General features: G+C 35.3%; 25 protein-coding genes. 6 read left to right on the top strand and 19 right to left on the bottom strand.

Annotated features, from left to right (window positions below; all coding sequences use genetic code 11):
• Positions 1-60: 60 nt before the first annotated feature.
• The gene (locus tag EKQ63_RS04225; RefSeq protein ID WP_000358480.1) at positions 61-180 is read left to right on the top strand and encodes a YfhE family protein; all 120 of its coding nucleotides are present in this window, start codon (positions 61-63) and stop codon (positions 178-180) included.
• A 363-nt stretch (positions 181-543) separates the two neighbouring features.
• On the opposite strand, the gene EKQ63_RS04220 is transcribed toward EKQ63_RS04225, so the two are convergent.
• The 12 genes from EKQ63_RS04220 to nagE all read right to left on the bottom strand — a co-directional run bounded on the left by EKQ63_RS04220 (position 544) and on the right by nagE (position 15,485).
• A complete protein-coding gene (locus tag EKQ63_RS04220; protein WP_087952057.1) occupies positions 544-1,710 on the bottom strand; it encodes a diglucosyl diacylglycerol synthase in 1,167 nt (388 codons plus the stop codon).
• 412 nt (positions 1,711-2,122) lie between these two features.
• Positions 2,123-2,854: a pyruvate formate-lyase-activating protein gene (gene pflA / locus EKQ63_RS04215; protein WP_087952056.1), complete on the bottom strand. Its 732-nt coding sequence runs from the start codon at positions 2,852-2,854 to the stop codon at positions 2,123-2,125.
• Positions 2,855-2,923: 69 nt separating this feature from the next.
• A complete protein-coding gene (gene pflB, locus EKQ63_RS04210) occupies positions 2,924-5,173 on the bottom strand; it encodes a formate C-acetyltransferase (RefSeq protein WP_087952055.1) in 2,250 nt (749 codons plus the stop codon).
• A 339-nt stretch (positions 5,174-5,512) separates the two neighbouring features.
• The gene (locus tag EKQ63_RS04205) at positions 5,513-7,060 is read right to left on the bottom strand and encodes a glycosyltransferase family 2 protein (protein ID WP_140168514.1); all 1,548 of its coding nucleotides are present in this window, start codon (positions 7,058-7,060) and stop codon (positions 5,513-5,515) included.
• Positions 7,053-8,018 (bottom strand): UDP-N-acetyl-alpha-D-glucosaminuronate decarboxylase, encoded by a 966-nt coding sequence (locus tag EKQ63_RS04200; protein ID WP_087952053.1) that lies wholly within the window; start codon positions 8,016-8,018, stop codon positions 7,053-7,055. The genes EKQ63_RS04205 and EKQ63_RS04200 overlap by 8 nt, the downstream gene beginning before the upstream one ends.
• A complete protein-coding gene (locus EKQ63_RS04195; protein WP_087952052.1) occupies positions 8,015-9,259 on the bottom strand; it encodes a nucleotide sugar dehydrogenase in 1,245 nt (414 codons plus the stop codon). The genes EKQ63_RS04200 and EKQ63_RS04195 overlap by 4 nt, the downstream gene beginning before the upstream one ends.
• On the bottom strand, positions 9,249-10,796 hold the full coding sequence (locus EKQ63_RS04190) for a glycosyltransferase family 2 protein (protein WP_087952051.1): 1,548 nt from the start codon (positions 10,794-10,796) through the stop codon (positions 9,249-9,251). The genes EKQ63_RS04195 and EKQ63_RS04190 overlap by 11 nt, the downstream gene beginning before the upstream one ends.
• A 13-nt stretch (positions 10,797-10,809) precedes the next feature.
• A complete protein-coding gene (locus EKQ63_RS04185) occupies positions 10,810-11,004 on the bottom strand; it encodes an LSm family protein (protein ID WP_087952050.1) in 195 nt (64 codons plus the stop codon).
• 16 nt (positions 11,005-11,020) lie between these two features.
• Positions 11,021-11,422: an LSm family protein gene (locus EKQ63_RS04180; RefSeq protein ID WP_087952049.1), complete on the bottom strand. Its 402-nt coding sequence runs from the start codon at positions 11,420-11,422 to the stop codon at positions 11,021-11,023.
• A gap of 166 nt (positions 11,423-11,588) precedes the next feature.
• On the bottom strand, positions 11,589-12,404 hold the full coding sequence (locus EKQ63_RS04175) for a sugar ABC transporter ATP-binding protein (RefSeq protein ID WP_087952048.1): 816 nt from the start codon (positions 12,402-12,404) through the stop codon (positions 11,589-11,591).
• Between the two features lie 86 nt (positions 12,405-12,490).
• A complete protein-coding gene (locus EKQ63_RS04170) occupies positions 12,491-13,729 on the bottom strand; it encodes a serine hydrolase domain-containing protein (RefSeq protein WP_087994749.1) in 1,239 nt (412 codons plus the stop codon).
• A 262-nt stretch (positions 13,730-13,991) separates the two neighbouring features.
• The gene (gene nagE, locus EKQ63_RS04165; protein ID WP_087994750.1) at positions 13,992-15,485 is read right to left on the bottom strand and encodes an N-acetylglucosamine-specific PTS transporter subunit IIBC; all 1,494 of its coding nucleotides are present in this window, start codon (positions 15,483-15,485) and stop codon (positions 13,992-13,994) included.
• Between the two features lie 324 nt (positions 15,486-15,809).
• On the opposite strand from nagE, the gene glsA reads away from it, so the two are divergent.
• Positions 15,810-16,739, top strand: coding sequence for a glutaminase A (gene glsA, locus EKQ63_RS04160; protein WP_001149853.1), 930 nt, complete (start codon positions 15,810-15,812; stop codon positions 16,737-16,739).
• 173 nt (positions 16,740-16,912) lie between these two features.
• Positions 16,913-17,254, top strand: a complete 342-nt coding sequence (locus EKQ63_RS04155; RefSeq protein WP_087952045.1) for a DUF3969 family protein — start codon at positions 16,913-16,915, stop codon at positions 17,252-17,254.
• 22 nt (positions 17,255-17,276) lie between these two features.
• Here the strand turns inward: EKQ63_RS04155 and EKQ63_RS29800 are convergent, their stop codons facing one another.
• Together EKQ63_RS29800 and ytaF are read right to left on the bottom strand one after the other, a co-directional pair.
• Positions 17,277-17,435: a hypothetical protein gene (locus EKQ63_RS29800; protein WP_000532411.1), complete on the bottom strand. Its 159-nt coding sequence runs from the start codon at positions 17,433-17,435 to the stop codon at positions 17,277-17,279.
• 113 nt (positions 17,436-17,548) lie between these two features.
• Complete coding sequence (gene ytaF, locus EKQ63_RS04150; RefSeq protein WP_087952044.1) at positions 17,549-18,160, bottom strand: sporulation membrane protein YtaF; 612 nt, start codon at positions 18,158-18,160, stop codon at positions 17,549-17,551.
• A gap of 129 nt (positions 18,161-18,289) precedes the next feature.
• Between ytaF and EKQ63_RS04145 the strand changes: the two genes are divergently transcribed.
• On the top strand, positions 18,290-18,943 hold the full coding sequence (locus EKQ63_RS04145) for a helix-turn-helix domain-containing protein (RefSeq protein WP_143880751.1): 654 nt from the start codon (positions 18,290-18,292) through the stop codon (positions 18,941-18,943).
• A 99-nt stretch (positions 18,944-19,042) separates the two neighbouring features.
• Here the strand turns inward: EKQ63_RS04145 and EKQ63_RS04140 are convergent, their stop codons facing one another.
• From EKQ63_RS04140 to EKQ63_RS04130, 3 genes are all read right to left on the bottom strand, one after another.
• Positions 19,043-20,317, bottom strand: a complete 1,275-nt coding sequence (locus EKQ63_RS04140; protein ID WP_087994751.1) for an acetylornithine deacetylase — start codon at positions 20,315-20,317, stop codon at positions 19,043-19,045.
• Between the two features lie 96 nt (positions 20,318-20,413).
• Positions 20,414-21,835: an amino acid permease gene (locus EKQ63_RS04135; protein ID WP_087994752.1), complete on the bottom strand. Its 1,422-nt coding sequence runs from the start codon at positions 21,833-21,835 to the stop codon at positions 20,414-20,416.
• A gap of 99 nt (positions 21,836-21,934) precedes the next feature.
• The gene (locus EKQ63_RS04130; protein WP_000859493.1) at positions 21,935-22,189 is read right to left on the bottom strand and encodes a biotin/lipoyl attachment domain-containing protein; all 255 of its coding nucleotides are present in this window, start codon (positions 22,187-22,189) and stop codon (positions 21,935-21,937) included.
• A 274-nt stretch (positions 22,190-22,463) separates the two neighbouring features.
• Between EKQ63_RS04130 and EKQ63_RS04125 the strand changes: the two genes are divergently transcribed.
• Together EKQ63_RS04125 and EKQ63_RS04120 are read left to right on the top strand one after the other, a co-directional pair.
• On the top strand, positions 22,464-23,867 hold the full coding sequence (locus tag EKQ63_RS04125; protein ID WP_061183167.1) for a sigma-54 interaction domain-containing protein: 1,404 nt from the start codon (positions 22,464-22,466) through the stop codon (positions 23,865-23,867).
• A 171-nt stretch (positions 23,868-24,038) separates the two neighbouring features.
• The gene (locus tag EKQ63_RS04120) at positions 24,039-24,236 is read left to right on the top strand and encodes a hypothetical protein (protein ID WP_061183168.1); all 198 of its coding nucleotides are present in this window, start codon (positions 24,039-24,041) and stop codon (positions 24,234-24,236) included.
• Between the two features lie 51 nt (positions 24,237-24,287).
• On the opposite strand, the gene truA is transcribed toward EKQ63_RS04120, so the two are convergent.
• Together truA and rlmD are read right to left on the bottom strand one after the other, a co-directional pair.
• A complete protein-coding gene (truA, locus tag EKQ63_RS04115; RefSeq protein WP_061183169.1) occupies positions 24,288-25,025 on the bottom strand; it encodes a tRNA pseudouridine(38-40) synthase TruA in 738 nt (245 codons plus the stop codon).
• A gap of 56 nt (positions 25,026-25,081) precedes the next feature.
• Positions 25,082-26,461 carry a 23S rRNA (uracil(1939)-C(5))-methyltransferase RlmD gene (gene rlmD / locus EKQ63_RS04110; RefSeq protein WP_000615223.1) on the bottom strand — a complete coding sequence of 460 codons (1,380 nt, stop codon included), beginning with the start codon at positions 26,459-26,461 and terminating at the stop codon, positions 25,082-25,084.
• Between the last annotated feature and the right edge of the window lie 10 nt (positions 26,462-26,471).

Below are 26,471 nucleotides of genomic sequence, written 5' to 3'. Positions count from 1 at the left end.
ATATCACCCCATGTCTTTGGAAACGATATATAGTGACTTTAGGACACGAGGTGATTTGTAATGGATAAAAAGAAACGTGACAAAGCAAAAAACGCATTATCTAGTACACAAGAAGTTCTCTACCAACGAGAATTTCGTAAAGCAGATCGCGCAGCGGGTTATCGCTCGAAAAGTATTTAAAGTGAGAATGAATAATTAGAAGTTCTCCCCCCTAATTATTCATTCTCATTACATATTTTTTCTACGTGATAGAGTAGAAAAAAGGTTCCTTATAAATAAGGAACCTTTTTTCTGTGGATAACGTTATCCACATAATTGATAGAATTGTGAATAAATTATAAAAACCCTTCACAAGTTTGTATGTTGTAACGCACATCAAATGTTAGAATTGTGGATATTTTTCTAAAAATTGTGGATAATGTGGATATGGTTGTTAATATTCCGACTTTACTGTTTAATGAAAGCGTAATCTTCATGTGGATAAGTCTTTATCTTGGAAAACAATAAAGAACCCTCTTTAAACATACAAAAGAGGGTTTCATATTAAGTAAATAATTGTGCAAGAGCAGGCGATTTAATAGGTATATGATTCGGTTCTACATGGTTTTCTGCCAAAATTGTATCCACAATATGATCAGCCGGCTCTGGACGATAAATGCTTTTCATCGCTTCTTTCATTTGAAGAAGCTTCATATCATCTTGTAATAACGCCTCTGTTTTTGCAAAAACCTCACTATCATCACGAATGACAACTGCAGCCCCTTTTCTTTCAAAGTACATCGCATTTTCATTTTCTTGTCCTGGAACAGGCTTATATAAAATGACAGGTACTTGCAATGCTGCTGCTTCACTTAACGTAATACCGCCTGGCTTTGTAATCATACAAGAAGTAACACGGAATAGTTCATCAATATTTTCTACATAACCAAATACTTTTAATGCATCAGGATTTTTTTCCTGTAACCCCAATAAATCCTGTTTTAACGCTTCATTTTTCCCACAAACGACAACTACTTGTAAATCAGGTACTGACATAAATGATTGGCATAGTTCTTTTACACTTCCTAATACCCCATGAGCACCTGCTACAATTAGTAAAATTTTTTTATTCTTACATAACTGATATTTATTATATATAATGTCTGGATTGATCTTTAACTCAAAACTACTACGAATCGGAATTCCAGTTTCAACAATTTGCTCCGCAGGTACACCAATATCAACCATAACTTTTTTTACGTGATCAGTTGCTACAAAATAACGATCTACTTCCCGATGAATCCATATTTTGTGCACACAAAAATCCGTTAATACGTTATACACAGGAATTGAAATACCTGTTTGCTTTTTTAACTCTGGTACAGCTATGATCGGAAAAGTATTAATAACAATATCCGGTTTCTCCGCTTGTAAAAGTAATTTCAAACGTTTTCTTCCAAAGTTCGCATACCAAGATGCTATTTTTTTATCATAAATTTTTTCTACGCCGTAATAAAACAAGCGGTATAATTCTTTTCCTATTGTATAACTTTTTAAATATAAATATTTTGTAATATCGGTTATAACCGGATGTGATTCTCCGAACAAATCGCATACAATTACATCTTTAATTCCTTTTTGGCGAAATGTTTGTTCTAATGTTTTCGCTACTTGCACATGACCGTTTCCGTAATGTGCAGTTAATATTAAAACCTTGGGGTTTTTTATCAAACAAATCCACTCCTAGCTTATTGTTTCTCCATATTGCATATACGACAATAGGAAAAACATTTTCCTTAAAAATTACATAAACAGACTCTAATATTTCTCTTTCAGCTATGTACCTGTCGTGGATATGCAAAGCATATAAGATTGACCCCTTAATCCTATCTGTGCTCATATCTTTACATTATACTTTCCTATAAGAGCTTTCGCAATAACTTACAAATGTTCTCTATTCCATGATACTCACTCTTTTACTTCTTAATTCTTTTTACTATTTTGATTTCCCTTTACAATTATGTAAATTTCTCTACTTATTCCTTACAAAAATATGGATATTCTATTTTCAGTATACTCTTTTCTCCATATATACTCTAGGTTTTATTGTAAAGAAAGCAAAAAGTCTAATCCAACATTTGGATTAGACTGCTTGTAAAATATGTCTTGCTTCTTCTACATTTTTTTCAGTAGGCGGTTCTACATTTGCGAGTGGATACTTATGTCCAAGCGCCTCCCATTTATATACACCAAGCTTATGGTATGGTAGCACTTCAACTTTCTGAACATTAGATAGACTTTGAATAAAGCTAGATAGTTTTTGTAGATCCTCTTCATTATCAGTAATACCAGGAACTAATACGTGTCTTACCCAAATCGGTTTATTTTTATCCGATAAATAACGGGCAAATTGTAAAATATGTTCATTTGGTTTTCCTGTTAATTTACGATGTTTCTTTGAATCAATATGTTTCAAATCCAGTAAAACTAAATCTGTGTAATCCATTAAAATGTCTAGCTTATTTTGGAATTCTGGTTCTTCAGAATAACAACCACCCGAAGAATCAATTGTTGTATGGATTCCAATTTCCTTACATTTCTTAAATAATTCAATTAAGAAATCTAGCTGTAATAATGGTTCCCCACCACTAACTGTTATACCGCCTCCGGAAGCTTCAATAAAAGGAAGGTAACATGTCACATCCTGCATTACTTCTTCGACTGTTATTTCTTTTCCTTTACCGATCTCCCACGTATCAGCATTATGACAATATTGACAACGTAATAAACACCCTTGTGTAAATATGACATAACGAATTCCTGGGCCATCAACAGTACCACAAGACTCTACAGAATGAATTCTTCCTTTTACCATGTTACTTCCTCCTTTATTGAAACAGCCTCCCTCTGCTATTTATAAAATGCAGAGGGACACTTTTTTCATTTACATGCTTTCATGCATTGTACGGTTAATTACATCGATTTGTTGTTCACGAGTTAATTTAATAAAGTTTACAGCGTAACCAGATACGCGAATTGTTAATTGTGGATATTTCTCAGGATGTTCCATTGCATCCATTAATGTTTCACGGTTAAATACGTTAATATTTAAGTGATGGCCTTCTTTTACTGCATAACCATCAAGCATTGATACTAAGTTACGTACTTGTACTTCATCCTCTTTACCAAGTGCTTTTGGAATAATAGAGAATGTATTAGAAATGCCATCTTGTGCATCTTCATATGGTAATTTAGCTACAGATAATAATGAAGCTAACGCACCTTTTGTATCACGTCCATGCATTGGATTCGCACCTGGTGCAAATGGTTCTCCAGTACGTCGACCATCTGGAGTGTTACCAGTTTTCTTACCGTATACAACGTTAGATGTGATTGTTAAGATTGACATTGTATGAACAGAATTTCTATATGTTTTGTGTTTACGAAGTTTATTCATAAATGTTTTCACAAGATTTACAGCAATTTCATCTACACGGTCGTCATTGTTACCGTATTTAGGGAAATCTCCTTCAATTTCAAAGTCAACTGCAATTCCGTTTTCATCGCGAATTGGTTTTACTTTTGCATGTTTAATTGCACTTAAAGAGTCTGCTACTACAGATAGACCCGCGATACCTGTTGCCATTGTACGAAGAACATTTGTATCATGAAGAGCCATTTCAATACGTTCGTAGCTATATTTATCGTGCATGTAGTGAATAACATTTAATGTGTTTAAATATAGACCCGCTAACCATTCCATTGTCATATCAAACTTATGCATAACTTCTTCATAATCTAATACTTCAGAAGTAATTGGTGCGTACTCAGGACCAACTTGTGCTTTAGATTTTTCATCTTTACCACCGTTAATCGCATATAGTAATGCTTTTGCTAAGTTTGCACGTGCACCGAAGAACTGCATTTGTTTACCAATTCTCATTGCAGATACACAACAAGCAATTCCGTAATCATCACCGTAATCAGCACGCATAATGTCATCATTTTCGTATTGAATTGCTGATGTTTTAATAGACATTTTCGCACAGTAGTTTTTAAAGTTCTGTGGTAATTGTTTAGACCAAAGAACTGTTAAGTTTGGTTCTGGAGCTGGTCCTAAATTATCTAATGTATGCAAGAAACGGAATGAGTTCTTTGTTACTAATGGACGACCGTCTAATGCCATACCACCGATAGACTCAGTTACCCAAGTTGGGTCACCAGAGAATAATTCATTATAATCAGGTGTTCTTGCAAATTTCACAAGACGTAATTTCATAATGAAGTGATCCACAATTTCTTGTACGTCTTCTTCTGTTAAAGTACCGTTTGCTAAATCTCTTTCAATATAAATATCTAAGAATGTAGAAGTACGTCCAAGACTCATTGCAGCTCCGTTTTGCTCTTTAATTGCTGCAAGATATGCGAAGTATAACCATTGGAATGCCTCTTGAGCAGTTGTTGCTGGCTTAGAAATATCAAAGCCATGAGAAGCAGCCATTTGTTTTAACTCTTGCAGTGCACGCATTTGCTCAGATAACTCTTCGCGTAAACGCATTGTATCTTCACTCATTACACCGCCAGTTAAATTTAAATCTACTTTCTTCGCTTCAATTAAATGATCTACTCCATATAATGCTACGCGGCGGTAGTCACCGATAATACGTCCACGTCCGTATGCATCTGGAAGACCAGTAATAACACCTGATTTACGAGCAGCTCTCATTTCTGGTGTATAAGCATCAAATACACCTTGGTTATGAGTTTTTCTCCAATCTCTGAAAATACGACTAAGCTCTTTATCCATTTCGTATCCATAAGATTCACAAGCTTGTTCCGCCATACGAATACCACCATATGGTTGTAAAGAACGTTTAAATGGTTTATCAGTTTGGAAACCGACTACTTTTTCAGTCTCTTTATTTAAATATCCTGGTTCATGTGATGTAATAGAAGAAACAATTTTTGTATCCATATCAAGAACGCCACCGTTTTCACGTTCTTTCGTTGTTAAATCCATTACTTGATCCCAAAGTTGTTTCGTTGCTTCAGTTGCTCCCGCTAAGAAAGATTCATCTCCCTCGTAAACGTTTACATTATTTAAAATGAAATCGCGAACATCAATCTCTGCTTTCCATTTTTCACCTTTAAAGTTTTCCCATGCGTTTTTAACATTTTCTAATACTTGAGTCATCCTAATCTCCTCCATTTTTGATTAGTACAGGACTAAGATTTTTTATATAACAGCTTACACACTTAGAATACTACTTTTTTACGAAAGTGAACGAAATAGTTGTGACATGTTTGTGAAATATTGAGCAAACTACTATATACATAGTGTTAACTTCATTTGAAAGTCTTTAAAATTAACCCTTTCCTTAATTGTATTTTTTTGGTATTCTTATATACGAGTCCTATTTTGTAATATAAGAACAATACCCATTGTAGAGCTGTAATACTCTTATCTCCTAATCTGTTATAGTTTTTATAGCAGAACAAAAAAGTGTACATATGTTGTACACTTTTTTTGTTACTACTCTAAAACATCTCTTTTTCTATTTCCATCATGGAATCCACCACGACTGCCTGTTAATACAATTAATTGTTCTAATCCTTCCATATGATCACCAATAATTCGAAGTACAGCTGGTGGATGACCTATTTTAGCAAAATGTTCACTGGGACGAATACGGTTCATCTTATCGACCTCTACACGACTTACACACGCAATCTCGAATCCTGACAGAATAGCTTTCACTTGGGCTACACAAGGTGAAAGTAAGGATCTATATCCGATTTCTTTCAAACACTTACGACTAAACGCATTCGGTACAGCGATAAGAGAGCCTACTCCTAGATCTTTTCTATCACAAGCTAAATTTAATGCATATTTAAATGCAGTTACAAGATGAAGCGGTACTCTTAAATCTAAATAATGATTTAAATCATTTAAGGCGACATCCATTCCATCTGCAATAGCTTTTGCGAAAGGATATAATTCCCTAGCTGGAATAACAAAATCGCCGTCTATAAATAACACAATTTCTCCTTTTGCAAAATACGTTCCAAGTGAGCGCCCCACATCATTTCCGAGTGCTTCTTTATATACAATTGTCGTTGCTCCTTTTTCTTTTGCAATGGTTGCTGTTTGATCAGACGAACCATTTACAACAACGATAATTTCAAAAGGTTCAATTTTGCGAAGCTCTTCTATAACGTTTCCAATTGTTTTCTCTTCATCTTGTACAGGAATAATGACCGATAATTGCTTTCCCTTATACAAATTAGATGTAACGCCCCATCCTTGATAAAAATCTTCAAAATCTAAAGTATGATAGACACTATCTCTTTCCCTATTTCCATCATAATACCCTCCGCGCTCATCGCTACCTACTATTCGCTCCGCTAAAGCTTCTATATGGTCACCTATCATCCGTTTTTCAGAATGAGAAAGCCCCGTGCCATACGCAGCATGCTCGGTCGGCCGAAATTTATTTGGTGTAATAACGTCAATTGCACAATGTCGACTAATTCTCCATTTGCTTTGAACAAGACGTAAATGAGCGACAATTGGATTAACAAAACATTCATACCCAATACTTTGAACAACTTCCTTCGTCAACGCGTGAGGTACAGATAATAAAGAATCAATCTTTAACTCTTCACGCTCTAGCATTGCATTTAATATTTGGCGCCATACTGTCACTGAGTGCGGTTTTTGTTTCTTTAAAAATAACGCATCCAAATTATTTAAAACGATGTCGGCCTGATCATGTAAAATTGGATTTAGGAATAATTGTAATTTTGAAGTTTGAATAGCAAAATCTCCATCTATAAATAGTAATACGTCACCTATCGCGTGTTTTGCGCCAACTGCACGGCCAACATCATTCCCCAGTAGCTCTGTATACTTGATTACTTTACACCCTAAACGATCAGCAACCTCTTCTGTACCATCATTACAACCGTTTGCTACTACAATAATCTCTACTGGATTTAATCCTTTTGCCGATTGAATAACGTCTGAAATCGTATCCACTTCATTACATACAGGTATAATAATGGATAGTGACTTAGCCATTGTTTTCTTCACGAAACCATTTAATAGTTTCTTTCAACCCTTGTTCCCACGTTACTTTCGCTTGAAATTGAACAAGTTCTCTTAATTTCGTTACATCTGGTCTTCTATTTGGAATTTCTTCAAAGCCATGTGGATATACCTCTTCGAAAGGAACTTGAACAATCTTTGAAGAAGATTTCGTTAGCTTTTTGATTACTTCTGCTACTTCTTTTATACTCTTTTCATTCTCAGAACCTATATTAATAATCTCACCATTTACCTTCTCATCCATTGCTCGAATCGTTGCCTCTACCGCATCACTTACATACGTAAAACAACGTGTCTGTTTTCCATCTCCATATACGAGAATGTCTTCTCCTCGCAGTGCTGCGCGGATAAATCGTGGGATTACCCCTGCATACGGACCATCTTTCGCTCTTGGACCATAAATATTAAAATAACGAACAATCGTTACAGGTAAACCTTCTAAAGCGTATCCTAAACATAATGTTTCTTCTAACGTTTTACAAATTGCATAACTCCAACGTATTTTAGAGGTTGCACCGTATAATCGATCTCCTTCTTCAGAAAAGGGCGGCTTTGCCTTACCATATACTTCTGAAGTAGACGCAAAAACTACTTTCTTCTTTCCTTTTAGCGCTGCTTGTAAAATGTTTCTCGTTCCATCAAAATTCGTTTCAATAAGCTCTATACTCTTTTCCATTGTCGTTTTCACACCTAAAATTGCTGCTAAATGAAACACTACATCATGTTGATTCACTAATTCATAAATAGAATTTTGATCTAAAACACTTATTGGAATAACCCGAATTTCTTTCATTAACTCATCATGATATTTATTTTTCCCTTTATAGAAGTTATCAACGATAGTGACATCATAACCTCTTTTCACCAGCTCTTCAGCTAAATGCGATCCAATAAATCCTGCTCCACCCGTAATTAAACATTTCTTACTCATACACTCACCTTCTTTATAATTCCACGTGTATCTACGACTTGCTTTATCCCTTTAAAAACCTTCCAATCGATATTAGAGTGGTCTGTTAAAATTAAAATACAATCCGCTTGTTTAACGACTTGTTCATCCAAAGAAACAGATTGATACACCTTATCTCCAAATTTTGCAGAAGAAATATATGGATCGTGATACTCTATCTCATATCCTTCTTTTATTAACAATTCAATAATTGGTAACGCCGGTGATTCTCTTAAGTCATTTACATCTTTTTTATATGCAATCCCTACAATTAAAACCGTTGCAGGTGATTGCACCACACCTTTTACTTTCCGGACCATTTTTTCTGGCATTTCCTCATTAATTACATGTGCCGCCTCAATTAATTGACTCATTGCTCCATTCTTTTTTATTCTCCACTGGAAATATAAAGGATCTACCGGAATACAGTGTCCCCCTATTCCTGGTCCTGGCCAATATGGGGTAAATCCAAATGGTTTTGTAGATGCCGCTTCAAGTGCCTCATAAAAATCAATTCCTAAACTTTCACATAGTGTATTTAACTCATTTACTAATGAAATATTGACTAAGCGCTGAATATTTTCAAATAGCTTACACATTTCTGCTACTTTTGGGGAGCTAACTGGAACAACTACATCAAATATAGTGCTATACAAAGCCTGTACTTTTTGTTTACACATTTCTGTTTGTCCACTAATGACTTTTGGAATCGTTTGAACGGAATATTGACTATTAGCTGGGTCAATTCTCTCAGGGGAATATCCGATATAGAAATCTTCTCCTACCTTTTTTCCTGTTTGAGAAATAATCGGAATGATAACTTCCTCGAGCGTACCTGGATATGTGGAGCTTTCGAAAATGAAGGTTTGTCCTTTTTGAAGGTGTTGTTGTATATAATGCGAGGCTGAAATGAGGGCACTTAAGTCTGGTTCTCTTTTTTCATTAATTGGAGTCGGAACAGTGACAATAACGTAATTACTATTTTGAAAATCAGCAATACCTTGATCCGGTGTATTTACTATTAATTTTTTTCTAGTCAATAAACTTTGTAACAATTTAGAAGAAACATCTGGAATATAACTTTCTCCTTTTATAATCGATTCTATTTTTCTAGTATCTTTATCTAATCCAATTACTGTATGTCCTCTCTCTGCAAAATGAACTGCCAAAGGAAGGCCAACATATCCTAATCCGATAATAGCAACTGTACTACTAACATTCATCTGTATTCTCTTCTTCCTTTCTCAATTGTTGAATTATATTTCTATCCCGCTCTCCATCTGTAAAACTCCCGCGTTCATCTGTGGATTGCAATAAATATGCAATTGCCTCAAGTTGATCACCGAAAATACGGTCAAATGCTGGAATACGTCCATTTACAAATCCATGTTGCTCTGGTCTTACTCGATTTGTTTTTATAACATCTACAAATTCTACCGCTGTAATAGAGAATCCCTCCAAAATAGCTTTCATTTGAGCGAGTGGCGGAATGATAAGAGAATCATATCCGATTTTCTCTATTACTTTTTTATGCATAGCATGTGGTACTGCCGTTAATGAGTTATTCCATAAATCTGGTCGTTTCGCTACCAAATTCACAAAATATTTCCCCATACTAATTGGGTCTGCCGGATGAAACATATCTAATAGACACTGTAAATCATTTAATGCCACATCATGCCCATCTTCAATCGCATGTAAAAATGGAATTAATTTTTTTCCCGGAATAACAAAATCACCATCGACAAATAAACAAATATCGGCCGTGGCATGCATGGCACCTATCGCTCGTGCTACATTATGTCCAAGCGCCTTCGTAAATTCAAGAACAATAACATTCTCTGACTTCGCTTGTTCAATTGTCGCTCCATCGGCTCCATTCGCAACAACTATAATTTCATCTACTCCTGCTTTTTTTACTTCCTGTATAACAGATCTTATAGTCATCTTTTCTTCTGATACAGGGATAATGGCACTATATTTTGCTTTTTTCTTTTGTAATATAACTGGTTTATACTTTCCTATAAACTCTCTATCCCTATTTCCTTCCGAAAAACCACCACGCTTACCATAGGTTTCGATTACGTATTGCAAAGCACGTAAATGATCCCCCATAATGCGGCTAGTCGCTTTCGGATAAGGAGAACCGGTTGATGTACCAGTATGAACAGGACGAACTTTGTTTGTATGAATGACATCGACCGAAGCCATATCGACAATATCTACTCCTCTAGACATCGCCATCGCTTGAAATAGTGCTGGATCGGCTAAATTCCACCAACCAAACTTTTGAATAACTTCTCTACTCATTGCATGTGGAATAGCGATTAAAGAACCAACAACAAGCTCTTTTTTATCCAAATAACGATTCAACATAAACTTTCCAACTGTCGTATAATGCGGTCTCATCTTTAAATAAACAGACCATGTTAAATTATTCACAACAATTTGGTTACCTTGCTGAATGCCTTTTATGAAACGTTGCAATTCTTTATTATCAATGACGATGTCACCATCTAAAAACAAAACAATGTCGCCTTTTGCTTCTCTTGCACCAATTGCCCGTCCAACATCATTACCAAGAGAATATTTATAATAAATGACATGGCAATGATGTTGTAAGGCTATTTCTTTTGTTCCGTCTGTCGATCCATTATCTACTACGATAATTTCATATGGTTTCAATTTCTCCACTTCTACTAGGACTTGTGATAAAGTACTCGCTTCATTATGCGCCGGAATAATAACTGATACCCTCATACTTGTACCACGCTTACCCTTCCAAGCGAATATAAGAAATGATAGGAATACGTACAACTACATCTTCAGGTGGTCCATAAGAAGGAGAAGTACGAACACTTACTGCCCCGTCTGTCACAGATAACAAAATACCCGCAACAATTTCGACCGCTGTCACAACTTGCACTAGCTCACCAACATGGTTACGTAATTCTTCAGTAAATAACATATATAAGTCTCCTTTCTTACGCTTCTTTAATTGATATAATACTTGTAAATGGTAATAAAACTTCTGTTCCTATTCCTTCTTGCAGTGTTAAGAAATCATCACCAACTGCTACAATTACACCTGCTAACTGTCCAACTGTCACAGTAATTTCAACATTTTTACCTAAATACTGCTCTGCAATTTCTTTAAAAGGTGATGTATTACATTCTTTTAAAATGTTACAAATAATAGATTGAAATCTACTTGATTCAATAAATTCTTCTGTAGCTTGCTTGGAGTTTCTTTGAATAAATCTCGCGAAGTTTTGCGAAAACAAAAGTCGCTCCACAGCAGGTAATAACTTATTATCTAAAAAATAATCTAATTGTCTATTAAACAATCTCGATAACTTTTTCCAATACTTACCGAACAAACACATACACTTCTCCTCCTATTATTTTTAAAGTATAAAAATATATCCATACATCTTAATGTATACAAAGCAGACTCTTTTTGTGATAGGTAAGACATACATTTTTCAACGAAACAATATGTTCTAATCACCAAAAAAGATAGATGGTATCCCATCTATCTTTATATATATTTTAATTTTTAATTGTAACTATCGCAGAGACGCTGTAATAAACCGCTCTTGGTAATTCTGCCTGTTCACTTATAGAAGCTGTAACAAGAGAACCACCGCTTACCGAAAAATACTTAACAGCTTCTAATGGAATACCATCTTCTTTCACATCAATATGAGTTCCATCTCGCCAGTCTATTTTCTGCATTGTCGCTGAAAGGTCCCCAGTCACTTTACCAAATTCTTTACCATCCACTCCTAAAAAAATCCATTCCCACTTTGTTAAACTTAGTACTTGTTTCAACTCTCCAATTTTCTTTCCATCTACATCATAAAAAATATAGAAGTTACGTACCGCCATCTTCTTTTGAACACGCAACAATCTTTCTCCCGAATAATTATATAAATAAAATTGTTGCTTACGTAGTCCCTGAAAAAGAAAAGAAAGTACAGCTTGCCATACACGTTGAATAACAGAATTATACTCTTCTCTTAAAAAACCTACTGTATTCCCATCTAATCCAAAGTACGTTATTACTTGAAATACCCCTACCTCTTTGCGAACAACAAATTTTTGTTGCTCAAATAATTCAGAAGTCTCTATATTATTATTTTCCTGTTTAAGCATTTTTGATCTTCGTTTTTCCATAAAGCTATATATTAATAATCCAAATGCCGGTATTACAACACTTATTAATTTCAAATTTTCTTTCTCCGAAGTGAATAGCGTCCCTTTTTTATATTCCATCACTAATCCAATTGCGACGATAATCCATACAATGACAGATACAAAAAAAATGCGTTTCGCATTTCGTGCGTGATGCTTATATATACTAATCCCCTTCCTCCTTTTCCATTTATTTCATTATCTCATTGCCCCTAAACTTCCTCAATAAAAAAAAGACTATCCAAAAGGATAGCCTCTTACACTTCAATATTTCGCAACATCGTATAAATGTCATTATTCACTTTACCAAAGGATTTAATGTTGTTTTGAATGTTAGATAATAAAACAACATACACACTACCATTTTTACTAAATCCATTTAAACAGTTCCAGCCTGGCATTACACCGTGATTCGAATAACTTCCCGGATCTACATACCAACCAAATCCATAATCCTTTTTCACGGCTGTAAACATTTGATTATAACTCTCTTTAGAAATTAACTTTCCAGAGAAGAGCGCTTCATTAAATAAATATAAATCATGGGCACTTGTATATATATCACCACAACCATAAAGTTGTGACATACTTGGAATATTAGGTGTTGTCATATTGTTATTTACTATTTTATAACCTGTCGATGGAAATCTTGTTTGTTCTAGCTCTCTACCAAAACCAGAATGTTTCATACCAGCAGTAGCAAAAATATGTTGTTTAATATACTCTTCCAACGGTTGTCCGCTTACCTTCTCAGCAATATAGGCGAGTATCGAATAGTTCGAATCGGAATACTTCCATTTCTCTCCTGGACTTCCAATACGCTTTTGCTTTCCTATTCGTTTTATCAATTCTTCATGAGAGATATCCTCTGTTCCCTGTTCATACTCTGGAATTCCTGATGTATGTGTTAGTAAATGTTTTAACTGAATACCATTACCTTGAGGGAAATCTGGAATATATTTTGCAACCGTATCCTCTACGTTTAATTTATTTTGATCTTTTAATTGCATAATAGCAGTCGCTACAAACGCCTTTGAAATAGAACCAATATAAAAAGTTGTCTCTGAATTATTCGGTACTTGTTTCTCTTTGTTCGCCATACCGTATCCCTTATTCAAAAGAACTTTTCCGTTCTTCACAATAACAGCTGTTCCGCTAAATCCTGCGTTTTGTAAATATTGGTCTAATTGAGCGTTTTCATTAATTTCTTGAGGTGGTCCCTCAGCAGGTTTTTCCACAGCTTGTACTTGCTTCACTTGTTCTTCCTGCTCTTTTTGTTTTTTTGCTTCTTGCTTCTTTTCTTCTTTCTTTTTTAGCTCTTCTTGTTTCTTCAGTTCTGCCGCTGCTTTTAAAGTTTCTTCTTTCTTATTATGCGCAACAATTTTTGTATACATGAAATATACAAGTGAAAATAGTAAGACGAGAATGATTGTTCTTTTTATGTATACAATCGGCCGACGTGACTTCCCATTCGCATTATTTTTTTCTTGATCCATGATTGCTTTTTTCCCCTTATTTACCGATAATTTAATTCCACTACACAAGATTCATTCCGGATCTTTTTCATAGATTTTCGACATTCCATTCGACGTCATTCCTACTTTATCACGCACTGCACATATTACCAACCTATATGTATAAAAAAGAAAAAGAAAATTTATAAAAGTAAGATTGCTGTTAAATTTTTAACATAAAAAAGAGGATATCCCCTAAAAATTGATGTTATCAATCTTTTTGGATATCCTCTTATCTCATTATTTATACGTGTTTTTTCATGTCATCGGCAACAGATTCAACATTTGTACCTACGATAACTTGGACACTTGTGTTACTTAATTTCATAACACCTTTTGCACCAGCACGTTTTAATGCTGCTTCGTTTACTTGACCAGCATCTTTCACTTGTAAGCGTAGACGTGTTGCACAGTTATCAATAACTGTTAAGTTTTCTTTTCCACCTAAAGCTGCTACGTAAGTTTCACCAATTGAACCTGCAACTGGAGCTTCTTCACCTTCAGCTACTTCCTCTTCATCTTCACGACCAGGAGTTTTTAGGTCGAACTTCTTAATTAAGAAGTAGAATACTACAAAGTAAATTGCTGCGTAAATTAAACCAATTCCTGCTAATAATACTGGTTTTGTTGCAATACCGAAGTTTAAGAAGTAATCGATTGCCCCAGCACTAAATGAGAAACCATCGTGAATGCCAAGTGTTGTTGTAATGAATAGAGACAGACCTGTTAATACAGCATGAATACCATATAATACTGGTGATAAGAACATGAATGAGAATTCAATTGGCTCTGTAATACCAGTTAAGAATGAAGTTAATGCTAGACCACCTAACATACCTGTAACCATTTTACGTTTTTCTGGTTTAGCAGCTGCAATCATTGCGAAACATGCTGCTGGTAAACCGAACATCATGATCGGGAAGAAACCAGTCATAAACATACCTGCTGATGGATCTTTTGCAAAGAAACGTGCAATATCACCATGAACGATATCGCCAGCCGCATTTGTAAAGTCACCAAGTACGAACCAGAAGTATGTGTTCATTACGTGGTGTAAACCGATTGGAATTAATAAACGGTTTAATAATCCGAATAAACCAGCACCAATTGAACCTAAGTTTACGATACCATGTGCTACTGCATCAATACCACTTTGAATTGTTGGCCAAATTTGACCGAATACTAATCCTAAAAGTAACATTACGATTGAAGTAATGATTGGTACGAAACGTTTTCCTGCAAAGAACCCTAACCATTCTGGCAGTTTAATCTTATGGAATTTGTTGTATAGTAATCCCGCAACAACCCCTGCAATAATACCACCGAGTATGGCCATATTGATTTTCGGCGTTAACGCCGCTGCTTTTGAAACCTTTGTCATTGTATCTGCTAATTTAGTTGGATCTACTGAACCGACTAAATCTTGAACACTTTTTAATTTATCATTTAACTCTGCTGCTGAATACGCCTTACTTAGAGCATTCGTTGTATTTTGTAAAACAAGATATCCGATTGCTCCGGCAAGTCCAGCTGCTCCACTACCGTCAACAGACAAACCGATTGCAACACCAATTGCAAAAATAAGTGCTAGATTATCAAAAATTGCTGCACCGGCCTGTGCCATAACAGGAATATTAAATACGTCTTCTTGTCCTAAACGAAGCAATAATCCTGCTGCTGGTAGTACGGCAATTGGAAGCATTAACGCTTTACCAATACGTTGTAGAAACTGCAACATTTTAATTCCCCCTATCAAATTTATGAAATCGTTATCATTATAAGTACGCCTTAGAAAACGCTTTCTATTTACATAACCATAATAACATATAGTTGTATAGATGTGTAGTTTTTATTTTCGAATTTTTTATGGATAAATCTCCTATTTCCAAACTGTTATATAAAAGGAAATTTCTCCTTTTTTACTACAGAATATTCAAAACGAAAGAGCCTCTATAGAACATGCAACTTTCGTTTTATCATTCCACTTTTTCATGTTATTATTTATTTCCGAGCATATCGGGAAAAGTAAACTTAGTTAATTCGAAATAGGAGCGTTGGTACTATGCAGTGCATTGAAACAAACAACTTACAACAGTTGTTAGAACAAGTAAAACCATATACGAAAAAAGGAAAGCTTGCTACTTATATCCCCGAACTAGGAAATGCCAATCCAGATGATTTAGGGATTGCCATTTTCCATAAAGAAACAGAATACATCCATGCTGGCAACTCACAAACACTATTCACTCTTCAAAGTATTTCAAAAGTAATTACACTTGCACTTGCCCTTTTAGATCGTGGTGAAGAATATGTATTTTCTAAAGTTGGAATGGAACCAACTGGTGATCCATTTAATTCTATTATTAAGTTAGAAACGACAAGTCCTTCTAAACCACTTAATCCAATGATTAATGCGGGGGCACTAGCTATTACAAGCATGTTAGCAGGTAAAGATAATGAAGAAAAAATGGAGCGCATTCTTCATTTCGTACGTGAAATAACAGATAATCCTACTATTAATTATTCTTCTAAAGTTGCTAATTCAGAATTAGAGACAGCTTACTTAAATCGCTCACTTTGTTACTATATGAAACAAAACGGAATTATCGATTGTGACATTGAAGAGCTGATGGATTTATACACTCGTCAATGTGCAGTTGAGGTAAACTGTATCGATTTAGCACGTATCGGCTTAATTTTTGCGATGGATGGATATGATCCATATAAGAAAAAACAAATTATCCCTAAGCATATTACAAAGATTTGTAAAACATTTATGGTTACATGCGGTATGTATAACGAGTCTGGTGAATTTGCGATTCGTGTTGGTATCCCCGCAAAAAGCGGTGTAGCTGGTGGCATTTTCGGCTGCGTAAAAGGAGAAATGGGAATTGGTATTTTCGGACCAGCTTTAGATGCAAACGGAAATAGCATCGCTGGTTTTAAAATCCTTGAACTTCTTTCTGCTCAAGAAGGTTGGAGCATTTTCTAATTCAGAACCATCCTGCTATACTAGCAGGATTTTTTTTGCATAAAGCCCTCAACTTTATTAGCTACCGATCCCCTTACAAAAACCGTGCTGAAAGTTTCTCTATATTATGCATATTTGCTCCCCCCTCCTGAATAATATAGTACAACCTAGCGCTATATGTGGAGGTGTGAAAGATGAAACTAATATTTCAAATGGGAAAACAGCCTGTTCTTGAAAAAACAATTCTTCTCTTTATATTGAGTATTGTAGAAAGCTTAAAGTTAAAAGTTGTTTCACTCGATGAAGCTCACCGATACATATTCAATTTAGAAGTACTTGAACTATTAATGGATCGGAACATCGATGATCAAGTACTTGAACTTATTCATTTCGGAATGGGACTTGAAGACATTCATCATGTGCTTCCCGAAGAATTTGAGCATACGATTGAAGAATTAAAGTGGCTTTGTATCCAAGTATTAAGTGAGTACAGTATGCATGAAGAATCGGAACAATTAATTGAAGATATACGTTAAAAAAGCACCTATGTAGGTGCTTTTAATGTTTTTTCAAACTATTTTTATACGTTTCAATATTTACTGGTAGCTCTTCCTCTTCTAAAGTATGTTCATTTACATCTTTATGAATGAATGCTCCTTTAGGTGGTTGATGGTCATGCCCTTTTTTCTTATGATCAAATGCTTTTCCGCGTCCCATACGGATCCCCCTTTCTTTAAAAGAAATCCGTATTAGTATGGAGAAAAGTACGTCGATATATGCAATCCTTTGCCATATTTCCAAGGAAATACTCGAACGTTTTTTTGTTCTCCTTACAACAACTGATCGATCCCAATAAGAATTAATAACACTCCCGCAATAACCGTAGCCCATTTCCCTAAGTATTCTGCTAAGTATCGTTTTCCTACATACGCAAAACCACTTATACAAATAAAACTAAACACACCAGAAATAATCGCTGTAAGCCAAAGGTTTAAATTTGTTACCCCAGCATCAAATCCACCTGCAATATTATTAATTGATAATGCAACGCCCAAAACAATTGCTTCTGAAAAACTAATTGTTTTAGAACCATCAAAATCTGCTTTTTCTGGATCACGTAAAATCCCCATAAGTACACTATCATCTTTAGAGTCTACGGTCTCTTTTTTACTCAAGAAAGGCTGACATAAAATAAACACTCCAATTATTCCTAAAACAATTGCCCCTATCAAATTTGCCGTAAAATCTGAAATAAATAATGCGATCCAACTCCCAAAAAAGCCAGCTAATAAAGTAAATAAAAACCCAAAAAATGCGATGATAAAATTGTTGAACCACGAAATTCTAATTTTACGAATGCCATATGCAATCCCAACACCTGCATTATCTAAATTAGAAGCAATCCCAATTAAAAGAATTGAAAATAGACCTGCCGTACTCATAAACAGCCACCCCTTTTTCTCACTTTTCCATGCATCTTATGAAAATGTTGAGCAACTGTGCCTGTCTGTTTCATATACATGTAATAAATGCTCAACATTTTTTCAACAACAAAAAGGAGTGCCTTCGCTATGCCTAAAGAAAATCCAAATGAGCGGCTTAGTACATTAATAAAAAAACTTTTAAAAGAACGTGCCTTATCTATGCGCCAACTCGGAATGCTTACAAATATTGATCCCGCAACAATCTCAAGAATTATGAATGGTAAACAACCGCCAAAACAAAAACATCTACAAAAATTTGCAGAATGTTTGCAAGTTCCACCCCAATTATTATTTGATGAAATGTATCCTGATTCTCCTCACATTAATAAAGAAAAGACGGATATGTACACATCTCTTGATACCATTCAGCAAACGCTACAATCCTCTAACTTATTCGATTTCGACTACACAACAACCCGTGTGAAACAAGAACTTGAAAACTATGAACGATATGCTCAAACAACAGAAGGAGAAAAACGTATTCATGACAGTTTTGCAAGTAAGCTAGAACAAATTGATAGTGCTGGTCCTTTCATTGAACAATTATCGGATATGTATCAACAATTTTGCAATGAAACGATTCCAAAAGAAGAGCGTGCAGTTCTTGGAGGAGCATTACTGTATTTCATTTTATCGACAGATATTATTCCTGACTATCTCTTTCCAATTGGCTATTTAGATGATGCAATTGCTGTTGAATTAGCAAAAGAGAAATTAATCGAACTAAAACGAAAGACATAGAAAAATAAAGAACTATTTCAGTTGTTTCTATTCAACTCTGAAATAGTTCACTAAAAAATCGTACAAGTATACATACCTGTACGATTTCAACATACTAATCTATTTTTTCGTATGACACCATTCATATATAAATGCTGTTATTACTTTTGTAAATTCGATTAACTGTTCCACTTCAACTTTCTCATTTATTGAATGAGCCTCTTCTAATGTACCTGGTCCGTAAATAACAGCTGGAATATAAAATTCACTAAACCAACCACCATCCGTTACCGTTGCAGACATATCTAAAATTACATTTTTAGATAAAATTGATTCATGTACTGAGCTAAGCGTTTTTACAGCTGCATGTTCACTATCTATTTCTAAAGAAGGGAAAATTTCACCCCGATCCACAATCATTGATTCTCCGCCCCACTTAAATTGTGGTGGATTTTCACTTAACCATAGATCGGCAGCTGCTACTTTCCCAATATACTCTTCAATTTCTTTTATTATTTGTTCATGTGTTTCATTCGGATAAAAGTGTACTGTTATCCATAACCGGCACTCATCCGCAATAAACGCTGCATGTCTTCCGCCCTCAATAACAGCTGGATTAATTGTTGTTGTTCCAGATGGATAGCCTTCATATGTTTTCATGACTGCCCAATGACGCTCTAATTCTTGTAAACTTTGCACAATTTTCATCATTTTTTCAATCGCACTCGCTCCGAATAAACGTCCTCCAGCATGGATCATTTGCCTGCGTGTTGCATCATGAAACGTTTGGGGGCTTTTCACAGTAATCCATCCAGTAATTACGCCCCCCTGTCCTTGCATATGTAAATCACTCGTATCCACTACGACTGCAAAATCAGCATCATAACCTCTTTTACAGCATTGAAGTGTTCCTGCCTCTCCAACTTCTTCCCCAATTACGGATTGAAAGATTAAATCTCCAGGTAATTCAATGCCAGCTTCTTGTAAAAGCTGAACAGCAAATAGCGCTCCAGCTAGTCCCCCTTTCATATCAGCCGCACCACGTCCAACTAACCAACCATCTTTTATAAATGGCTCAAACGGATTCGTCTCCCACGCCTCATCTGCTGTCACTTCAGCTACATCCATATGTCCATTAATAATAAGGCTTTTATGTGTGTCACTTTCTATCCCTTTTTTCACCCCAACAACGTTCGGATCATTCGGATATACATCCCATTTATCAACACTAAAATTTCGTTTTCTTAAAAACTCTGCAACAAATTCTTGCGCCTCATTTGTGTTTCTCGCTGGCGGTGCTGGTGTTTCAAAACGGATTAATGTTTTTGTAAGTTCTAGCAATTCCTCTTTCCTTACATCTATTTGTTTTAGCAACTGCGAAACTTCTGGATTCATCACTAAATTCCCCTTTGCATACGTAGTATGTTTCCAGCTTTATTTTCACAAAAAAAGAGACTGTTTACAATTGTACAGTCTCCAAATTACTCAATATTATAATCCTTCTACTTCTGTTGTATTTGTCCTTTCTATACGTTCTACTTTACGTGCCTTATTTCTTGTCGCACGGTAAAACAGTAAGCAAACAATCATAAATGGAATCCCACAATATAACGCCATTCTTTGCTCTGGGATAAAAGCCATAGCTACGATTACCGTTACATTTAATACTAACGCAAGCAATGGTACGAATGGATATAGCGGGGTTTTAAATTTCAAGTCCTTAACATCCCCGCCCTGCTTAATATATGCCCTTCTAGCTAATAAGTTAGATAGAGCAATAGATGCCCAAACTAGTATTGCTCCAAATCCAGCAATAGAAAGCAACCATAAATAAACTGTATCTTCCGCATAAATACCTGATAGTAATGAGAGACAACCTACAATTGTACTTACAATCAATGCATAAATTGGAACACCATTTTTAGATAACTTACTAAAAATCGGACTAATCATTCCTTGATTAGACATAGACCATAGCATACGAGAAGTTGCATATAATCCTGAATTCGCAACGGATAGAACCGCTGTAATAATAACGAAATTGATAATATCGGCTGCATAAGGAATACCAATTTTATCAAACACAACTACGAATGGACTTTCTATTACTCCCGCCTGTTGCCAAGGGAATAATCCTGCAAGAATGAAAATAGATAATACAAAGAACACAAGTATACGCCAAACTGTATTATTAATTGCCTTCGGGATCGTTTTCTCTGGATTTTCACTCTCACCTGCTGCAATGCCGACTAGTTCTGTTCCTTGGAAAGAAAAATTAACTGCAATCATCGTAACTAAAATAGCTGATAAACCATTCGGAAACAGTCCACCGTAATCAGTAAAGCTAGAGAACATCGGTGCTGGTTCATTTCCTTTCATATCTAGAAAACCAAACATTGCTGCCCCGCCCAAAATAATAAATGCTATGATCGTAATTACTTTAATACTTGCAAACCAAAATTCAACTTCTGCAAAACTTCTTGAAGATAACGCGTTGATAGCAAAAAGCAGTACCGCAAACACTACGCACCAAATCCATGAAGGGACATCAGGAAACCATCGTTTCATTAAAATGCTAACTGCAATGAGTTCAATCCCTATCGTAGCTGACCAGTTTAACCACGACATCCATCCGACTACATAACCAGCTGCAGGGGAAATGTGCTTCGTTGCATACGTTTGATAAGATCCTGCGTCAGGCATCGCAACAGCTAACTCTCCAAGACAGAGCATCGTTAAATACATAACAAATCCCCCAACAAGATACGCTACAATTGCTCCTCCAGGGCCAGCCTCATGAATTGTATACCCAGATCCTAAAAAAAGGCCGGTACCAATAACTCCCCCTAGTGCAATCATAAATATGTGCCTGCTTTTCAATTCTCTTTTTAATCCTTGGTTTTGATCCATCATATAAATCCCCCCTCTTCCCTTTGAAAACTCATTTCATGTAAGCGTTTTTAAAATCATTCATAACAAAAATAATTATTGAAAATAGCAAAATACATAGTATTAATCACTACCTGTTATTAAAAGATCATCCCTCATTGTTATTAATAACTTTTGATCAGCGATGGCTTGCCCTTCTACTACTTCTAATGATTCGATATACCCACTGATTCCTACCTTAATTTCTACTTTCTGTTTATCTATCGTTTCAATGAGCGCTAATTTCTCCCATTCGTATACGTAAGAACTTTCCGTAACAAATAACTTCTCTACTTTCCCGTAACAAGGACTATACACGCCTTCTATAACCGTCTTCACTTTATAAATTCCTCCTTCTTATTAGTTGGTACTGAAACGTTGCATATCCCTCCTTTAAAGATTTCAACTATTATTTATGCAAAATGCGTACCAATCTCCAATTCCTACTTAAAATGAAGGTTTCTCACAAAAAAAACTTCATAACCGCAAAATTTTTCTATCATTTAAGAGATTTTAAAAGGAAAATAGCAAAAAAATTTTGCGATTTTATAAGAATTTTAATAAAATTATAAAAAGTCAGTCTTCATAGGGTGAAATGAGGAGAAGATAATCTATGCGTACAGAAGAAATTAATTTAAAACAGATCATGGAAATGAATATGCTATATGAAACTTTACTCAATGAACTCGATATCGGGATTCATATTATTAATGAGGAAAGTAAAACGATTATCTATAACCGCAAAATGATGGAAATTGAATCAATGGAACGCTCAGATGTGTTATATAAAAATCCTTTAGAAGTATTCGCATTTGAAGAAAATAAAAATAGTACTCTTATAGAAGCATTAAAGTTAGGAAAAACAAACAAAAATATAAAACAAACATACTTTAACAATAAAGGGCAAGAAATTACGACGATTAACAATACTTTTCCTATAATAGAAAATGGAAAAATTAAAGGTGCTATTGAAATTTCAACAGAGATTAGCCATTCCAAACAAACAATGAAAACAAACCTTTATCGAAAACCAAATAATAAGTTTACCTTTGACCACATAATCGGTGATTCTAGTGCTATTCAATCCGTCATTACAGAAGCGAAGAGAGTCATTCGTACATCCTCATCCATACTTCTCGTAGGAGAAACAGGGACCGGTAAAGAACTATTTGCACAAAGTATCCATAATGAAAGCCAGCGTTCAGGCAAACCATTTATTTCACAAAACTGTGCCGCTATACCTGATACGCTCATGGAAAGCTTATTATTTGGTACGAACCGAGGTGCATTTACAGGAGCCATCGATAAAGCTGGTTTATTTGAAGAAGCAAACGGAGGAACTTTGTTATTAGATGAGATTAATTCGTTAAGTCCAGCACTTCAAGCGAAGTTACTGCGAGCTATACAAGAAAAAACAATACGAAGAATCGGAGGCACACAAGAAAAAGAAATTGATGTTCGTATTATAGCAACTATTAATGAGGATCCTCTTGAAGCTATTACACACAATCGATTACGGGAAGACTTATATTACCGATTAAGCGTCGTTACTTTATGTCTCCCGCCTTTACGCGAACGAAAAGAAGATATTTCAGCTCTTGTTCAGCACTTTATCGAAAAGTACAACATTCAATTCGGACTCGGCGTGACGGATCTAGATGTACATGTAAGAGAATTCTTGTATGCATATGATTGGCCTGGAAACGTACGAGAGTTGGAACATGTCATTGAAGGTTCAATGAATTTAGTTGAAGATGAAAATATCATTACAGCGTTTCATCTTCCCACTCGCTTTCGCGAACGAATAAAAAAAGAATTCAATATGCCCCCCCTCCTAACTAATAACGATACTGATACGCAAAAAACGTTAAAACACACAATAGCAGAAATGGAAAAGAACTACATCAATCAAATTTTAAAAGAGTATCATGGTAATATTTCACAAGCTGCAAAGTTTTTAGGATTAAGTAGGCAAAACTTACAATATCGAATTAAAAAACTGCATTTACACATATAAAATAAGAATTCAGTCAGTGGAGTTTTTGTCCATCTTCCACTGATTACTAGCCCTCACCGATTAGACTTTTATTGCCTACTCAAACGGGATCACTCTGTTTCCAAGTACAAATAATTTTTTGGTAAAATATGCTATAATTAACATATAACATACTTGAAAGGAATGATATATATGAGTAGTGATACAAAATTAAAGTTATTACAATACTTAGCCTTCTTCCCTACCATTGTATGTATGATGTTGTTCATGGATATGAACAACTTTCCTTATGCAAAGCTATTCGCGACAATTAGCGGATCTTTTGCAGCCATTATGCTTGCTGCTTTTTGGAATTTGAAGATACGTATGAAGAAAGAGAAATCTTCTTAACGCCAGAACATAAAAAATCGAGCCTAAACAGCTCGATTTTTTTACTGACTATTAAAACTCAACATTCTCCAAATACAAACCACTCGCCTCAGCAAGACAATTAATTTGATTACGTTGTTTCTCCTCTAAAATTTGAGGAATCGCCTCGGCATCTAATTGTCCTAACCCAACTTCAATTAATGCTCCAACAATTTTTCGTACCATATTATGAAGGAATCCGTTACCACTTACTCTAATTTGTACAAATCCTGCTTCTTCCATCACTTCAAGTGTATATACTTCTCGCACCATAGACTTTTTCTTTGATTTTGCATTTGAAAAAGCAGTAAAGTCATGTGAACCAACTAAATGTTTCGCAGCTTCTTTCATGCTTTTCACATTTAATTTTTTATTAACATGCATGCTGTATTTACGCATAAATGGATTTGTATGCTCTTCATTCCAAATTTTATACAGATATGTTTTTGCTTTAGAGTTGTAACGAGCATGGAAGCGATCTTGAACTTCTTCTACATTCGTAATGCTAATATCGTTGGGTAAATATTGATTTAAATATTTTTTCACTTTATGTTCCACTAACTTCTCATCACTTTGAAAGTTAGCAACTTGATTCAAAGCATGTACACCAGCGTCTGTTCTACTACAACCGATAATTTCAGTTTCTTTTCCGACCATTTCAGAAATGACACTTTCAATTTTTCCTTGAATCGTATTATCGTTATTACCGAGACGTTGCCATCCTTTAAAACGTGCACCGTCGTACTGAATCGTTAATTTATAATTATGCATAATATTCTCCTTCATAGAAAATATTCCCTCATACCATGAGGGAATATGAATAAACTTTACTTTCTAACAAGCTTCACTACATTTTCTACATGAGCTGTATGCGGGAACATATCAACTGGTTGTACATATTCCACTTCATAGCTCTTCATTAACGCTTGTACATCACGCGCTAATGAAGAAGGGTTACAAGATACGTAAACAACTTGTTTCGGCTTCACTTTTAAAATTGTTTCCAGTAATTTATCATCGCAACCTGTACGTGGTGGATCAACAACAATTACATCTGGACGCCATCCTTCTTTTACCCATTTCGGTAACCATTGTTCAGCTTTACCTGCTTCATATTTCGTATTTGTAAATCCGTGACGCTTCGCATTTTTTCTTGCATCTGCAATTGCTTCTGGAATTACATCCATACCACGTACTTCCGCTGCATCATTTGCAAGCCAAAGTCCAATTGTACCAACACCACAATACGCATCTACAATTTTCTCATTGCCAGTTAAGGCAGCGGCTTTTTTCGCTTCATTATATAAAACAACCGTTTGTTCTGGATTCAACTGGAAGAATGCACGTGCTGATAATTCAAATGATAAATCACCAAGTGTTTCTTGAATTACTTCTTTTCCAGCTAATTTAAATGTTTTATCACCAAAAATAACAGATGTTTTACGCCAGTTTACATTTTGCATAATTGATTTAACAGCTGGCATCTGTTTTTGTACTTCTGCAATAAATTGTTCTTTATTTGGCAACTCTTCTTTTGTTGTAATAAGTGTAACTTGTACTTCCCCTGTTTGAACTGCAGTACGTGTCACAATTGTACGTACTAAACCTTTTTGTTTTTTCTCATTGTAAATGGAAACATTTAATTTTTCTAAAATACGTCTTACAACTTTTGTCGCTTCATTCGTTGCTTTATGTTGAATCATACAATGAGCAATATCAATTAACTGATGTGAATTTTGTTTATACAGCCCTGTAATAACCTTTTCGTCTTTACGCCCCACTTGTAGTTGACTCTTATTACGATAATGCCATGGATTTTCCATGCCAAGCGTCGGACGAATTTTCTCTTCCAAACCGTTGTTCATATACTTCTGGAATGCTTGTACAACGATATCACGCTTTTGATTTAATTGTTCTTTATAGTCTAAATGTTGCAATTGGCAACCGCCGCACTCTTCATATACCGGACATGGCGCTTTCACACGATGTGGTGAAGCTTTACGAACCTTTTTCACTTTCGCTTCAGCGAAGCCACGCTGAATTTTCGTCGTTTCTGCAACAACTTCTTCTCCTGGTAATGCCCCTGGAATGAAAACAACTTGTCTCTTAAAATAACCAACGCCTTCTCCGTTAATCCCAAGACGTTTAATTGTCACAGGAAACGTTTGACCAACTTCCAACTTACTCTCATGTTGCTTTTGTATCATTATTACACCT

This window comes from Bacillus sp. BD59S (genome assembly GCF_007363175.1).
Taxonomy (GTDB): Bacteria; Bacillota; Bacilli; order Bacillales; family Bacillaceae_G; genus Bacillus_A; species Bacillus_A pacificus.
Note: the sequence above shows the minus strand (reverse complement) of the source record. Positions and strands in the feature narration are given on the sequence as shown.